This window comes from Alphaproteobacteria bacterium, from assembly GCA_015231795.1.
In the GTDB taxonomy this organism is placed as follows: Bacteria; Pseudomonadota; Alphaproteobacteria; order Rhodospirillales; family WMHbin7; genus WMHbin7.
Window position 1 is genome coordinate 34,717 of record JADGAX010000013.1, and the last position, 13,777, is coordinate 48,493.

Below are 13,777 nucleotides of genomic sequence, written 5' to 3' on the forward strand. Positions count from 1 at the left end.
TCAGCATGGCGCTGCAAGGCTGGGCGACCTCTCGCATCGGCCAAAAAATTCACATTGCGGTCATAATGCCCAAGACCCTGGTCATAGATAACGATCCCGACTTCGAAGCCCTGTGCCGTCTGCCCAGCCATGTCGGCAACGAATATGTTTTCGCCAGCAACGACGAGGCGGCGCGCCAGCATTTGATGAATGCGCAGGACCTGGATATTGCGCTGGTCAGCGTCGATTCCTCCAGCTTGGGCGGATTGGATCTGTTCAAGCAACTGTCCGGCGTGAAGGTGCGCATTCCCCGCATCGCCTTGCTGTCGTCGCGTGATTTGGAAACGGCGCGCAAGGCGATGAATGACGGCGCTGCCGACTTCCTGGTCAAGCCGGTGAGTTTCGCCGATCTGGAAGGCACGATCGAGCGGGTCTTCAAGACCTGCGAGGAGCGCAGGCTGGCCTGGCGCAACGAAGCCAAGCTGTCGGCCATTCAACGCGAGATCAACATCGCCGAGGAAATTCAGCGGCGCATTTTGCCGTCGCAGTTCGACGGTGGCTTGGGCTATTCGCTGTTTGCCCGTCTGGCCTCGGCCAAAAGCATGAGCGGGGATTTCTACGACATATTCGAATTGCCCGAAGGAAAGCTGGGATTGGTGGTGGCCGACGTGTCGGGCAAGGGCATCCCGGCCGCCTTCTTCATGGCGGTCGCCAGAACGCTTCTCAGGGCCACCGCCATGACGGTGCATAGCCCGGCGGAGTGCATGGCCCAGGCCAACGCCGTTCTGTGCCGCCATGACATTCCCAACATGTTCGTCTCGGCCTTCTACGGCGTCTTCGATCCCAAACAGTGGACCCTGGTTCATGCCAGCGCCGGACATCAGCCGCCCTTGCTGATTTCAAGCGACGGAACCGTCGGCGAGTTGCAAGGCGTCGATGGCTTGGTCCTGGGGGTCAGCGAGGATTTTCCCTACAGCGAAGCCGTGTTGAATCTGCAACCCGGCGACGGGCTGGTCATCTATACGGATGGCCTGAGCGAGGCGTTCGACCGCAAACGCAACCAGTTTGGCGAGGAACGCGCGCTGGCCATTCTGGCGGGACTTCCCGCTGGAACAGGTGCGGAGGGGATCGTGGACGCCCTGTTTGCCGCCCAGGAGGATTTCATGGCGGGCGCCGAGCGGGCCGACGACACGACCGTACTGGCGCTTAGGCGCGAATAGCCAAATTTATAAGGGATAATGGGTGGCTTGAATCGCCATTGCCCCCATCCATGTCTAAGGGACACCTCATGCCGGGGAGTTCCGCCATGAAACATCTCATTTCAGCTTCCGCCGTCTTAAGCCTTGTTCTGCTAAGCCTGTCTCCGACGATGGCCGCCGAAGCTCCCGCCATGACCGGCGAGAGCGCCATGGGCAAGGTCATGGTCGATGCCAAGGGCATGACGCTTTATTGGTTCGACAACGACATGGGCGGAAAATCCGCCTGCAACGGCCCCTGCGCCGTCAACTGGCCGCCTTTGACGGCACCCGCCGGAGCGGTGCCCATGGGCGATTGGTCTGTGATCATGCGCGATGATGGCGCAGCGCAGTGGGCCTATAAAGGCAAGCCTTTGTACCGCTGGCTTAAAGACATGAAGCCGGGCGATGTGACCGGCGACGGCTTTAACGGCAAGTGGCACATTGCAAAGCCGTGATGTGAGTTTTATAGGCCGATGACGCGGTTGCGTCCGGCCTCTTTTGCCTGATAGAGGGCGCGGTCTGCGCGGCCGACCAACTGGTCGGGCGTTTCGCCGGGAAGGCTGACGGCGACGCCAAAGCTGGCGGTCTGTCCGGGTTCGTCGCCAACGGCGAGCCTGGGCAGTTCCTCGCGCAGGATTTCGGCGAGGCGCATGGCGCCTTCCTGCGTGGTCGAAGGGCAGATGATCAGAAACTCCTCGCCGCCCCAGCGTCCGACCAGATCGCTTTCGCGCGTGTGACGCCTGAGCAAATCCGCCACCTTCCGCAAAACCGCATCGCCCGTCTGATGGCCATGCGTGTCGTTGATCGTCTTGAAATGGTCGATATCGAGCAAGATGACGGAAAAGGCGGTTCCATAACGCTGGAAGCGCTTGACCTCCTCGACCAGCGTCTCGTTGATCATATGCCGGTTGAAAAGACCGGTCAGGGAATCGGTGCGGGCCAGCCGGTCCAGCGCCTGGTTCTTTTCGTCCAGGCTGCGATTGGCGGCTTCGACCTGGGCATGCGCCGCCCGCAGCTCGGCCGTGACGCGCATTCCCTTGCGGAAATGATAAAGAACGAACAGTCCGACCACGAACACCCCAGCCAGAAGCTGCCACAAGTAACTGTAATCGACGCGATCGACATAGGCGACGGCCAGCCAGCGCTTGTAGACCGTCTGCACAGCCTCGCGGTCGATTGAGGTCACGGCACGGTCGAGAATTTCCGCCAGTCGGGCGTCGGACGGGTGAACGCCGATGGCGTAAGGGGCGCTAAGACCAATGCCCCCTGAAATTTTGACGCCCTTGACGGCCTCGCTTTGCATGGTGCGGCTGATGATGGGAAGAATGTCGACGAAGCCGAACAGGCGCCCCTTGCCGACGTCTTTCAACCCCGCCGACACGCTGTCCATTTCCACCAGTTCAAGATTTGGGAATGATGCATGCAAGATGGACATGGCGGCGGAATTGCGCACAACGCCCACCTTGTTGCCCAGTACCTGCTTGAGGTCGGAAATGTAAATCTGATCGTGCCTAGTCGCGATGACCAGTTCGGGCGACAGCCAAGGCGAGGTGAATTTCAAACGGGCGTCGGACGTGGCGGGGCGAGGCACCATAGGCACAAGATCGCAACGCCGTTCATCGATGAAGCCAAGGCTTTCCTCCCAACTGCGCGTCTGGATCAGTTGCATCGGAATGCCCATCCGCTCGGACATCATCTTGACGAATTCCGACGCAACGCCCGTATGGGCGCCATCCAGGGTGATGGCTTCCAGGGGCAGAAGATCGGGATGGGCGCAATAGCGAAGCCTGCCGATTTTCTGGAGATAGGCCGTGTCCCCGGAGGGCAGCGGCGAGGCGATCTCGGTCGCCTCCTTCAAGCTCCATTTGCGGCTAAGTTCCTGCTCTTCGGCGGGCGAAATGGAATCCATGCCCTTTTGCAGGATGTTTCTGAGAACGTGGTTGTCGCTTCGCGTGGCGATCGAGAAGGTCGTGATGAAGCGGGGATCGCTGACCTTGCCGCCGAACTTCAGTCCCGTCAGCTTTTCTTCCTCTAGAATGCGCCTGGCGACGCCGGGCGTATCCATTGCCGCGTCGGCCTGCCCCTCGGCCACGCCCTTGAAGGACGCCGGGGCGGAATCGAAGGTGACGATCTTGATCTCGGGATAGTATTTGCGGATGAATTCTTCGAAGAAGAAGCCCTTCGGAAAGGCCAAGCGCTTTCCGGCCATGTCGCCAAGATCGGCGATGTCGGTTTCCCGGTTGCGGACGTAAAGACCGACATTGGTGATGTAATAGGGTTCCGTGAAAGCCAGGTATTCCCGCCGGTCCTTGGTGTTGGCGATGTTGAGCATGATGTCGAGCGACCTGCCCTTCATCATGTCCAGGAACTCGTCCCAGGTCGGGCCGCTGACATATTCGATTTTCAGGCCCAGCTTCTTGGCCAAAAGATTCATGTAGTCGATGGAATAGCCCTGCGGCTTTCCGGCTTGGTTGAAATTATAGGGCAGCCAGTCAAGTTCGTTGTGCACGCGAAGCGGGGCTAGGCGTTCGCGCAGCCATGTCTGCTCCTGCGCCGTCAGATTCAGCGGCACCTCGGCATGGCCCAAAACGGGCAGCAGGATTAAGAGCAAGGCGAATAATGCGCGTCTCATGATACCCCTGGCGGAAAGGCCCCATGCGGACTTAGTCAAATGGCATGATCTCGTCAAGACGGCCAAAAGAAAGGGGGGCGAAAGCCCCCCTCTCGAACATACGGATGTATTCACTCTGTCAGTAGCGATAGGTATCCGGCTTGAAGGGGCCGTTCTCGCCCACGCCGATATAGTCGGCCTGCTTGTCCGACAGCTTGGTCAGCACGACGCCCAGTTTTGCCAGATGCAGGGCCGCCACTTTTTCGTCCAGATGCTTGGGCAGCACATAGACTTTCTTTTCGTACTTGCCCGGATTGCAGAAGATTTCCATCTGGGCCAGCACTTGGTTGGTGAAGCTGGCGCTCATCACGAAGCTGGGATGGCCGGTAGCGCAGCCCAGATTGACCAAGCGGCCTTCGGCCAGCAGGATGATGCGCTTGCCGTCGGGGAATTCGATTTCATCCACCTGCGGCTTGACGTTGTGCCACTTGAAGTTCTTGAGACCGGCGACCTGGATTTCGGAATCGAAGTGGCCGATGTTGCAAACGATGGAACGATCCTTCATGGCCCGCATATGCTCGACCGTGATCACATCCACGTTGCCCGTGGCGGTGACGAAGATGTCGGCCCTGGGGGCGGCCTGTTCCATGGTCAGGACTTCATAGCCTTCCATGGCGGCCTGCAGGGCGCAGATGGGATCGATCTCGGTCACGATGACGCGGCAGCCCGCGTGACGCAGCGATTCGGCGGAACCCTTGCCGACGTCGCCGAAACCGCAAACCACGGCCACCTTGCCCGCCATCATGACGTCGGTGGCGCGGCGGATGCCGTCGACCAATGATTCACGGCAGCCATACTTGTTGTCGAACTTCGACTTGGTGACCGAATCGTTGACGTTGATGCCGGGCCACAAAAGCGTGCCCTTCTTTTCCATCTCGTACAGGCGATGCACGCCGGTGGTGGTTTCCTCGGTCACGCCGCGGATGGCGGTACCGTTCTTGGAATACCAGCCGGGCTTGGCGGCCAACTGCTTCTTGATGGAAGCGAACAGAACTTCCTCTTCCTCGCAGGTGGGGTTCTTCAAAACCGAGATGTCCTTCTCGGCCCGCATGCCCAGATGGATGAGCAGCGTGGCGTCGCCGCCGTCGTCCAGGATCATGTTGGGGCAACCGCCGTCCGACCAATCGAAGATGCGGTGGGTGTAGTCCCAGTAGTCTTCCAGGCTTTCGCCCTTGATGGCGAAGACGGGGGTGCCGGCAGCCGCGATGGCCGAGGCGGCATGGTCCTGGGTCGAATAGATGTTGCAAGACGCCCAGCGCACATCGGCGCCCAGGGCCTTCAGGGTTTCGATCAGCACGCCGGTCTGGATGGTCATGTGCAGCGAACCGGCGATGCGAGCGCCCTTCAAGGGCTGCTTGGGGCCGAATTCCTCGCGGACAGCCATCAGGCCGGGCATTTCGGTTTCGGCGATGGTCAGTTCCTTGCGGCCCCAATCGGCCAGGGCGATGTCGGCGACCTTGTAATCTGCTGCGGCCATGATGCGCATGTCTCCAGAAGGATGGATAAGGGGCGGTTTATAGCCCCTGGCAGGGCGGTCGGCAACCTTGTATCTTCCAACCATTAAGGAGGACGACGAATGCGGAGGGCTGTTTTGGGACTATTGAGCTTTCTCAGTGCGTTAGGGCTTTCCGCCTGCGGGGATGGGCCGGTGACGCAGCAAAGCTATCTGCGTCCCTCGGGCACTTGGAGCGAATTCGTCTATGCCGGGTCCGACGGGCCGATCTTGCTGGAAATCCGGGGCGAACCCTTCAAGGGCGGCCAGGCCCAATTGGACCGGCTGGTGCTGGCGACCCTGGCGGATGCATTCCCGGAGCGTCCCACCACTTTTACCCTGGATCCCGCCCAGGCTTTGCACCCCAATTTCAGGCTGACCTTGATGTTCGATCCGCCCAAGATGGCGCGCGCGGCCAACCTCTGCGCGGGTGAGGCCGTGGCGCAAGCTCCCAACGAGGCGGGCAAGGTGAATGTGCTGATGGGCTTTTGTGCGAAGGGCGAGATGTTAAGCGAGTCCTGGGGCTGGGTGAAGAAAGTGGAGGGGCCAACCGATCCGCGCCTGGGCAAGCTGATCCATTTCGCGGTTCGCCATCTTTTTCAAGCACCTAAGTAGTTGATTCAGGAAACGCTTCTGCTTTTGTGCCTAGCCGCCTTCGCGGCCGGGTTCATCGACAGCATTGCGGGCGGGGGCGGGCTGTTGCTCACCCCCTCGTTGTTGCTGGCGGGCGTTCCGCCCCATGTGGCGCTGGGCACCAACAAATTCGCTTCAACGCTGGGCACATCGACGGCGCTCTATAATTTTGTGCGAAGCAAAATGGTGCTGTGGAAAGTTGCCGCCTTCGGGATCGTCTTTTCCCTGGCGGGGTCCTATAGCGGAACGGTGGCGGTTCTGTCCTTTCCAGCCGAGCCGCTGGGCCGCCTGATTCTGCTGGTTCTGCCCTTTGCCGCCCTGGCGGCCCTGATGCCCAAGAAGGGACGCCATCACAAGGTGGAGTTCTCGCAAACCGATCTGATGGTCAAGGCGCCGCTGATCTGTTTCGCCATCGGTTTCTATGACGGTTTTCTGGGGCCAGGGACCGGCAGTTTCCTGATTCTGGCCTTTCACGCCTTCTTGAAGATCGACTTGGTTCGGGCTTCGGCGACGGCCAAGATTTTCAATTTCTCATCTAATTTGGCGGCCCTAGCTGTTTTCGCCGTCAATGGCATGGTGGATTATGGGCTGGGCTTGCCGCTGGCGGCGGCCAATATCGCGGGCAATTGGCTGGGCAGCCATCTGGCCATCCGCAAGGGAGCCGGATTGGTCAGGTGGTTGCTGATCGTCAGCCTGTCCCTTCTATTCTTGTCGCTGGCCTGGAAATTCTTTCTCGCCTGAACAGGCGGAATGGTCAAAATCGGGCGGACGGCATCACATTTTCGCGGACTTTCTCCATCAAGTTCTGGACAACGGCCTCAAAACCGTTTCATCTTATGCAAAACAAAAATCGAAGGGCGGCGGGGTGCGCCTGATGGTACTCTGACGCCATCACTCTCAAGGGGTTTTCTAGTGCGTGATTCTTACTTAACGGTCGTGCGCCTGATCGAACGGCTGCACCGGCATTTTCTGGACGTGCTCCGCATCGAGCTGCGCCGGTTGGGCATTGACGACATCAACGCCGTGCAGGCGCTGCTGCTCTCCAATATCGGCGACGAGGAAGTGGTGATCCGCGACCTTAAGGACCGCGGCTATTATCACGGCTCGAACGTGTCCTACAACATCAAGAAGCTGACCGAATGCGCGTATCTGGCCCAGGAGCGCAGCTCCAAGGACCGCCGGTCGGTCATCCTGCGCCTGACCGAGAAGGGCATGAATTTATGCAACGCCATCCGCCAATTGCAGACCGAAATGGCGGGCAAGCTGGGCGAAAAGTCGGATTCCGAAAAGGAATTCGCCGAAGCCAGCAAGGCGCTTTTGCGCCTCGAGCGCACCTGGACCGACTTCATCCGCTACGGCGATTAGGCATTACTGGCTCTTCGACGTTTCGAGTGGAATTGCCAATCTTTCAACATATCGTCATGCCCGGCCTTGTGCCGGGCATCCACGCCTTGTCTTCTGACGTTATTGCAAGAACATCGTGGATGGCCGGGTCAAGCCCGGCCATGACGGATTAAAGCATCCGACAAATTCCACTTCCAGCGTCGAAGAGCCTACTTCTTTGGCTTGGCCAAGGGCGTGGGTTTGCCGCCCGCCTTGCCGCCCGGCTGTTTCGCCGGGGCGTCCGGCGCGCTCCAGCGCTGGCCGTTGATGTCGATGGCCCCGTCGGCGCCGAAGGTGACCTCGAACAATTCACGTCCCTGCTCATCCTTTTTGGGGGGCGAGGTGCGCCTTAGCCCATCCAGCATGACGGCGGCGAAACTGGAGCCGTCGTCCAGCGTCTTGATCAGCCTGTCCAATCCCTGGCCGGTGATGCTAAGAACGCCCGAGAAGGGAAGCGTTTGGCCGCGTTCCGGCGAGAACAAACCCTTGGCCTCGATTCCCCATTCCTGGGCCGTGGCTGAAATTTCTTCGATCTTGATTTCGCTTTTGGCGTCGATCAAGGCGTCGGCGAAGGTCGCCATGATGTCGAAAAGAGCGTCGTTCATCATCTGCCCGGCATGGACCTGACGGCGCTCTCCTTGCATGAACATGGCCGCAACCTGATGGCTCAAATCGCGCAGCGGCAACTTCTCCCAAGACAGTTTGGCGACCAACCGTTCGGGCAGGGCGTTGGCGGGCAGTAGCGACGGCGCGTTGTCGGCCTGGCTGCCGCTGATCTTGCTGGCTTCGAAACTGCCGCTCAGGCGGCTGGTCGCCTGATCCAGCCCCTGGGCGCCCAGTTCCATTTCAAGCGATCCGACGGCGATGTCCTGGCGCACGGTCTTGCCGCCCGAAAGTTTGAGATCGGTGATTTTCACCTTGCCGGTCATGCCCGCGAGAAGCGAGGCGGCATCGCCGGAAAGGGCCACGCCCGACCGGTAGGCGTTCACATCCAGGCTTTCCAGGGTTGAACTGGCGTCCAGCAGATCAAAGGAGACGCTGGGTTGCCCCGAACTTTTCAGTTCGACCTTCTGAAGGCGCAGTCTTTGGGTCAGGTTGGTGCCCTTGCCCTCGCTCCCCGGCTGGGTCTCCAACAGCGACAGGATAGACTCCACATGGCCATCGCCTTCGGGCGAGGTCAGCTTGATGGCGTTCAGCAAGACATGATGGCGCAGCCATTGACGCTGGGCTGGCGACCACAGGGCCGTGACCGACTGGCGGCCGATTTCAAGCCGCCCTGTCTCGCGGCCGGCATGGTTGACGTGGCGCCACAAGCTGGGCAAGGAAATCCGTACGTCGCGATTTGCGTCGCCGGATTTGGTGATCGTCATGCGAATGCTGCCCGCCTTCCAAGCGGCCCCTTCGCTGGCGCTGCCAGTTTCCGGCTTGGGCAGGATAAGGGTCCAGGAGTTTTGGCTTTGCTTGGCGATAAAGGGCTTGCCGCCAAGCCTAAGATCGGGACCCAGGGGCAAGGGCGCGCCGATCGTGTGGATCATCGTCTCGACTTCGGCCAAGACAGCGGCTGATTCGGCGTCGGCGGGTTCTTCCCCAACCATCCGGCTAGCCGAGGCCAAGCCTCGGCGCTCCAACTCGGCCAGTTGCGTTTCCGCTTCCGGCTCGCCCATCAGGGCGGCTTCGGCGATCAGGCTGATCCCCTTGTTGAAGCTGACCTTGCCCCCTTTGCCCTGCAGGGCCAACTTGCCCAGCCGCGCCTTGGCGCCGGTATGACCCGACAGGCTGGCGCGCTGATACCATTTCACGGCGTCGGAAAAACTTTGCGGCACGCCGCGTCCGCTTTCGTGCATCTGGCCCAGCCGATACTGGGATTCCGTATCGCCGCCCTGGGCCGCCTTGCTGTAATGCGCCCAGGCCAGCGCGTCGTTTTGCACGGCACCGCGTCCATTCTCGTGCATCTCGCCCAGCAGGCGTTCAGCCTCGCGGTTTCCCTGTCCGGCCAGTTGGTTGGCCAATTGCGCCGCTTGCTCATAGTCGCCCTTGGCGTAGAACTCCAGGGCATCGGGCATGCTGGCCAGCGCCATCGGCGAAGACAGCAGCAGCAGGGAAAGGGGCAGGGCAAGACGGGTCAGGGCGTTCAAGGGCTGATTTCCAGATTGGTTTCGCGCATTCTGGAAGAAAGACAGCCGCTTGGGAAGGGGGGCGCTTGCGGGCATCCAGGCTGTGGGCTAACAATAGGCAGCTTAGACTGCCAAAGGTGGCCCCCATGGGGGATGGCGATTTTCTTAAGAGTGACCGTTTTTCGCCCGCTCCCAAGGTTCTGGTGGCGGATCGAGACCCGTTGTTCGCCCGCATCGTCGGCTCGCGCCTTGAGAAGCTGGGCTATACGGTTCATGGCGAGGATTCGGGGGCGGCGGCGCTGGAATGGTTCCGCGTCGAGGATGTGCGCATCGTCATTCTGGATTTCGACATTCTCGATATGGGGGGGCTGGAACTGGTGCGCGCCATCCGCGCCATCCCGCGTCCGCATTACACCTACATCCTGTTCTACAGCTCTCGCACCGACAAGGAAGCCTTGACCGAAGCCTTGGCCGCCGGCGCCGACGATTTCATGAACAAGCCCTTCAACGGGGTGGAACTGCGCTTGCGTCTGGATTTGGCGCGCCGCCTGCTGGACATGGACGACGAGCTTTATCACGGCGGCGGCACCGATAAGGCGACGGGCGTCATCAATCGCCGGGCGCTTGAACAGATCCTGCCCAAGATATTGGCGCTGTCCAAACGGGCGGATTTCGCTGGAACCATGCTGTTCGTGCGCCTTCAGAATCTGAAGGAAGTCTTTCAGCGCCACGGTTATGAAACGGCGCATCGGCTGATGGTGGAAACCGCCAATCTGCTGACGAAATGCCATCGCGGCAGCGATTTGATGGCCAAAAGCGCCGAGGATGAATTCTGCATTCTCTTGAACACGACGACCGAAGAGATGTGCATTCATCTGGTCGAACGCCTGCTGGATCAGGCCGCCCGCATCGAAATCGATCTGCCGGTCAGAGATGGCGAGCCGGTGCAACGTTTGTCGCCGCAGCTCAGCTTCGAAAGCCTGGGCTTCCCGCCCCAGGACGATGCGGACGCCGCATATATCCTGGATCATGCTACGCGCACGCCGTTGGTTTGCCCGGCCAAGGTGGCGTAATTCCAGTTTGCGTTAATCGTTACCGATTAACGCAAGCCTCAAGCGCCGGGCGGGATGCTCCGCATCCCTTGGCTCACGCTCGCCCGCCGACAATGTCGGCAGGACATTTGGTTGGCCCGCCCCCGGAGGGACAGGCTCGCGCGCGGGCCTTGCCCGCGTAAGATCGCAGGCCATTTTCATAAAATTTGACTGAAATCTTCGTCAAGTTTTCGAAATAAAACGCGATGAAATTCCATCAATAAAAAATATTCGACAAGTATTCGCGCTGGTGCCATCGTTGGGCCATGGAAACAAAACGCCCCCTTCTCATGATGGTTCTCGCGGTGATCGCCGCCCTGCAAAGCGCCCCGGCTTTCGCCGTCGGTTCCTTGCAGCGCGACCAAGGATATCTGTCGGACGTGGACAAGGCGGCCATCGAAAACATGAGGGATCTGATGGGCGACCGCCCCGACGCCCAATACGCCATCGGCAAGATTTATCTGCGCGGCGGCTTGGAGCGCGAGGCGCGCACCTGGATCAACAAAAGCGCCGCCGCCGGTTACCCGCAGGCCAAGATGTGGGTGGCCGAGCAGAAGATGAAGGCCGAATTCCGCAGCCGCAAAGGCGGCATGCTGGCCGCCAGCCGCCGCTTGATGGCGACAAAGGGCGAGTAGCCCCCCCTAAACCATCGGCTGGCTATGCCACCAGATGCGGGCTTCGGCGCACAATCCACCCGAGAACGTCGCTTTCAAAACTCCGTCCAGCACCATCCTGGGCAGCGGATCGCCGGGCTTGCAGGCCACCAGATTGGTCCCCGTCGATTTGGCCCAGATTTGAAACAGTTCCTCGGAGGCGACTTGATAGGTCGTGTGCCAATGGGCGATGTTGGGGCCGAGGATTTCATAAGTGAGTTTTACGTCTTCTTGAAGCTGCACGCGCTTCCAATATTCAACCAGTTGTGCGGTGCCGCTTTGAACCTGGAAGGGCGTGTTGTGATAGCGCCCTTCGGGCTGGAAAAGGGCCGCGAACATTGCCGGGTCGCGCTGTTCCCAGGCCGCCTTATAGCCTTGCATGAATGTTTCGATGTCCATGTCCGATCCTCGTCGTTATAGCCAGTTTTCCGATCTCAAACCTTCAACTCTCGAAAATTCCTTGAGATTGCCGGTGATGACGACGAGACCACGGCTTCTTGCATGTGCCGCGATCATCGTGTCGTAAGCGCCAATGCCTTGTCCCTTGCTTTCAAGGCTTGCGCGGATTTCGGCGAAATGAAGCGCTGCCTGCCCATCAAAGTCCAAGACCTGCAAAAGGGCGGCAAAATATTCAACTTCCTTGCGGTGGTGGGAGGGACGGGCAGATTTCTCTGCGCCATACAGCAACTCGCCCAGCGTCACGGTTGAGATGCAAAGCCCGTCCGCCTCGGCATTGAAACGTTCTCGAGCCGATTGCGGGCGGTCGCGCAGCACGCGGATGCAGATATCCGTGTCCAGCATGTGGCGCAACATTTAGAACGGGTCTCGCTCTTGCGGCTTGGGCTGACTGCGATCACCAAGATCGATGCCGGAGCCATTGAAGAAATCTTCCCACGTCGCGTTGGCGGGCGTGATGACGCGCCGGATGCCATCTTTGACGATGGAGACTTCGTGGACTCCCACCGGAAAAGCGACGTCTTTTGGCAAGCGGACGGCCTGCGACCGGTTGGATTTGAAAAGCGATGTCCGTGTCATGCAGGCGCCCTCATTTTATGGGATATACAATAGACATATCCGCACCAATTTTCAATCCGGACATGTCTCAGCCAGCCCGTCCCGCCTCGTAAAGGGCGATCGCCGCCGCGTTCGAGACGTTCAGGCTGTCCACCGGTCCTTCGGTCACCATGGGCAGGCGGGCCAGCAGGCTGCAGGTTTCGCGCTGTTTCTGGCGCATGCCTTCGCCCTCCGATCCCAGCACCAGCACCACCTTCTTGGGCAGCGGCGCCAGTTCGGGCAGGGTCTTTTCTGCCGTGGCTTCCAGCCCGATGGCGACAAAACCCTCGGCCTTCAATTCCTCCAGCGCCTTGGACAGATTGACGACCCTGGCCAGCGGCACCGATTCCAACCCGCCCGAGGCGGCCTTGGCCAAAGCGCCCGATTCCGGGGGGGCGAAACGGTCTTGCATGATCACGCCCAAGGCCGCGAAGGCGGCGGCCGAACGCAGCACCGCGCCCACATTTTGCGGATCGGTCACTTGGTCCAGCATCACCAGTACGGCGCGGTCCTTGATGAAGGCCGACCGTTTTAGATCGTCAAAGGACAAATCGGGCAGGGGGTTGACGGCCAGGGCCAAGCCCTGATGCACCGTGCCGGGGGGCAACAGCGCGTCGATTCCTTGCCGGTCGGACGTTTCCACCTTTTTCACCCGGGCCAGCAGGGCGGGGTCCAGCTCTTTCACCCGGTCCTCGGTGGCGACCAGACGGCGGCAAGTGCGTTCCGGGTTGCGCAGGGCAGCGTTCACAGCGTGAACACCAAACAACCATAAGCCTTCGCCACCGCTCAGCTTGGCCAGTTTGGCGCGCTTCGGCCCGCCTTTGCCCGCGTATTTCAGGCGCTTTTCCTTCTTGCTCATGCCTGCCGAAGCCCCAGGGCGGCGTGAAGGTTGCTGATTATCGGTCATATTTCTGGCCCTTTCGCGAGCGGCTTGGATTCAGGAAGGCAGACGTGCTAGCCTTCCAGACATGATTTAGAACGCTCCGGGGACCCTAGCAGGGTTTCGGGTAGCGTTGGATTTGTTTATGCTTGTGTTTTGAAGTTGACAAGGGCCGCGAAATCCTTATGTTTCGCACTTCCGCCGAACCGGTTGGCCGGTGGCGCGGAGGGGTGGCCGAGCGGTCAATGGCAGCAGACTGTAAATCTGCCCTCTACGGAGTTCGAAGGTTCGAATCCTTCCCCCTCCACCACCGGCTGGCGGCGACGGGAGGAATAGGCGTCGAATCAAGGGCTTACTGGGCGGGTGTAGCTCAATGGTAGAGCAGAAGCCTTCCAAGCTTACGACGAGGGTTCGATTCCCTTCACCCGCTCCAAGGCCCAGGTCGCCCGGCGGTCTGTATATATTAAGGTCGAAGTCGATAGGTTAGTCACTTTTGTTCGGACACATTAGTAAAGCATCACAGGAGCACGCAGGGTCATGGCAAAGGCGAAATTCGAGCGGAACAAGCCGCATTGCAACGTCGGCACGAT

General features: G+C 60.0%; 14 protein-coding genes and 2 tRNA genes. 9 read left to right on the forward strand and 7 right to left on the reverse strand.

Going from position 1 to position 13,777, the window contains the following annotated elements:
- The first annotated feature begins 65 nt into the window (after window positions 1-65).
- Both HQL44_16910 and HQL44_16915 read left to right on the forward strand, forming a co-directional pair.
- Window positions 66-1,199 (forward strand): SpoIIE family protein phosphatase, encoded by a 1,134-nt coding sequence (locus HQL44_16910; GenBank protein MBF0270265.1) that lies wholly within the window; start codon window positions 66-68, stop codon window positions 1,197-1,199.
- Window positions 1,200-1,285: 86 nt separating this feature from the next.
- Window positions 1,286-1,672 (forward strand): hypothetical protein, encoded by a 387-nt coding sequence (locus tag HQL44_16915; GenBank protein ID MBF0270266.1) that lies wholly within the window; start codon window positions 1,286-1,288, stop codon window positions 1,670-1,672.
- 8 nt (window positions 1,673-1,680) lie between these two features.
- On the opposite strand, the gene HQL44_16920 is transcribed toward HQL44_16915, so the two are convergent.
- A complete protein-coding gene (locus HQL44_16920; protein ID MBF0270267.1) occupies window positions 1,681-3,849 on the reverse strand; it encodes a transporter substrate-binding domain-containing protein in 2,169 nt (722 codons plus the stop codon).
- 118 nt (window positions 3,850-3,967) lie between these two features.
- Complete coding sequence (locus tag HQL44_16925; protein ID MBF0270268.1) at window positions 3,968-5,374, reverse strand: adenosylhomocysteinase; 1,407 nt, start codon at window positions 5,372-5,374, stop codon at window positions 3,968-3,970.
- A 162-nt stretch (window positions 5,375-5,536) separates the two neighbouring features.
- On the opposite strand from HQL44_16925, the gene HQL44_16930 reads away from it, so the two are divergent.
- Genes HQL44_16930 through HQL44_16940 form a run of 3 tightly spaced genes read left to right on the forward strand, consistent with a single transcriptional unit; the run spans window position 5,537 to window position 7,378 of the window.
- Window positions 5,537-5,995, forward strand: coding sequence for a hypothetical protein (locus HQL44_16930; GenBank protein MBF0270269.1), 459 nt, complete (start codon window positions 5,537-5,539; stop codon window positions 5,993-5,995).
- Window positions 5,996-6,754 carry a TSUP family transporter gene (locus HQL44_16935; GenBank protein ID MBF0270270.1) on the forward strand — a complete coding sequence of 253 codons (759 nt, stop codon included), beginning with the start codon at window positions 5,996-5,998 and terminating at the stop codon, window positions 6,752-6,754.
- 9 nt (window positions 6,755-6,763) lie between these two features.
- Window positions 6,764-7,378, forward strand: a complete 615-nt coding sequence (locus tag HQL44_16940) for a MarR family transcriptional regulator (GenBank protein ID MBF0270271.1) — start codon at window positions 6,764-6,766, stop codon at window positions 7,376-7,378.
- Window positions 7,379-7,566: 188 nt separating this feature from the next.
- On the opposite strand, the gene HQL44_16945 is transcribed toward HQL44_16940, so the two are convergent.
- A complete protein-coding gene (locus HQL44_16945) occupies window positions 7,567-9,606 on the reverse strand; it encodes a sel1 repeat family protein (GenBank protein MBF0270272.1) in 2,040 nt (679 codons plus the stop codon).
- A gap of 50 nt (window positions 9,607-9,656) precedes the next feature.
- On the opposite strand from HQL44_16945, the gene HQL44_16950 reads away from it, so the two are divergent.
- Together HQL44_16950 and HQL44_16955 are read left to right on the forward strand one after the other, a co-directional pair.
- Window positions 9,657-10,583: a response regulator gene (locus HQL44_16950; protein MBF0270273.1), complete on the forward strand. Its 927-nt coding sequence runs from the start codon at window positions 9,657-9,659 to the stop codon at window positions 10,581-10,583.
- A 284-nt stretch (window positions 10,584-10,867) separates the two neighbouring features.
- Window positions 10,868-11,236 carry a hypothetical protein gene (locus HQL44_16955; GenBank protein ID MBF0270274.1) on the forward strand — a complete coding sequence of 123 codons (369 nt, stop codon included), beginning with the start codon at window positions 10,868-10,870 and terminating at the stop codon, window positions 11,234-11,236.
- A 6-nt stretch (window positions 11,237-11,242) separates the two neighbouring features.
- Here the strand turns inward: HQL44_16955 and HQL44_16960 are convergent, their stop codons facing one another.
- The 4 genes from HQL44_16960 to rlmB all read right to left on the reverse strand — a co-directional run bounded on the left by HQL44_16960 (window position 11,243) and on the right by rlmB (window position 13,166).
- Entirely contained in the window at window positions 11,243-11,653 is a 411-nt protein-coding gene (locus HQL44_16960; protein MBF0270275.1) for a nuclear transport factor 2 family protein, read from the reverse strand.
- A gap of 15 nt (window positions 11,654-11,668) precedes the next feature.
- On the reverse strand, window positions 11,669-12,067 hold the full coding sequence (locus tag HQL44_16965; protein MBF0270276.1) for a type II toxin-antitoxin system VapC family toxin: 399 nt from the start codon (window positions 12,065-12,067) through the stop codon (window positions 11,669-11,671).
- Window positions 12,068-12,289 carry an AbrB/MazE/SpoVT family DNA-binding domain-containing protein gene (locus tag HQL44_16970; GenBank protein ID MBF0270277.1) on the reverse strand — a complete coding sequence of 74 codons (222 nt, stop codon included), beginning with the start codon at window positions 12,287-12,289 and terminating at the stop codon, window positions 12,068-12,070.
- Window positions 12,290-12,356: 67 nt separating this feature from the next.
- Window positions 12,357-13,166 (reverse strand): 23S rRNA (guanosine(2251)-2'-O)-methyltransferase RlmB, encoded by an 810-nt coding sequence (gene rlmB / locus HQL44_16975; GenBank protein ID MBF0270278.1) that lies wholly within the window; start codon window positions 13,164-13,166, stop codon window positions 12,357-12,359.
- Between the two features lie 245 nt (window positions 13,167-13,411).
- Here rlmB and HQL44_16980 point away from each other — a divergent pair.
- Window positions 13,412-13,497, forward strand: a tRNA-Tyr gene (locus HQL44_16980).
- A gap of 49 nt (window positions 13,498-13,546) precedes the next feature.
- Window positions 13,547-13,620: transfer RNA gene (locus HQL44_16985), tRNA-Gly, on the forward strand.
- The last annotated feature ends 157 nt before the right edge of the window (window positions 13,621-13,777 follow it).

Coding starts and splice junctions, on each gene's coding strand:
- HQL44_16910 (MBF0270265.1), top strand. CDS start 66: ATGCCCAAGACCCTGGTCATAGATAACGATCCCGACTTCGAAGCCCTG.
- HQL44_16915 (MBF0270266.1), top strand. CDS start 1,286: ATGAAACATCTCATTTCAGCTTCCGCCGTCTTAAGCCTTGTTCTGCTA.
- HQL44_16920 (MBF0270267.1), bottom strand. CDS start 3,849: ATGAGACGCGCATTATTCGCCTTGCTCTTAATCCTGCTGCCCGTTTTG.
- HQL44_16925 (MBF0270268.1), bottom strand. CDS start 5,374: ATGCGCATCATGGCCGCAGCAGATTACAAGGTCGCCGACATCGCCCTG.
- HQL44_16940 (MBF0270271.1), top strand. CDS start 6,764: ATGGTCAAAATCGGGCGGACGGCATCACATTTTCGCGGACTTTCTCCA.
- HQL44_16945 (MBF0270272.1), bottom strand. CDS start 9,606: ATGCCCGCAAGCGCCCCCCTTCCCAAGCGGCTGTCTTTCTTCCAGAAT.
- HQL44_16950 (MBF0270273.1), top strand. CDS start 9,657: ATGGGGGATGGCGATTTTCTTAAGAGTGACCGTTTTTCGCCCGCTCCC.
- HQL44_16955 (MBF0270274.1), top strand. CDS start 10,868: ATGGAAACAAAACGCCCCCTTCTCATGATGGTTCTCGCGGTGATCGCC.
- HQL44_16960 (MBF0270275.1), bottom strand. CDS start 11,653: ATGGACATCGAAACATTCATGCAAGGCTATAAGGCGGCCTGGGAACAG.
- HQL44_16965 (MBF0270276.1), bottom strand. CDS start 12,067: ATGTTGCGCCACATGCTGGACACGGATATCTGCATCCGCGTGCTGCGC.
- HQL44_16970 (MBF0270277.1), bottom strand. CDS start 12,289: ATGACACGGACATCGCTTTTCAAATCCAACCGGTCGCAGGCCGTCCGC.
- rlmB (MBF0270278.1), bottom strand. CDS start 13,166: ATGAGCAAGAAGGAAAAGCGCCTGAAATACGCGGGCAAAGGCGGGCCG.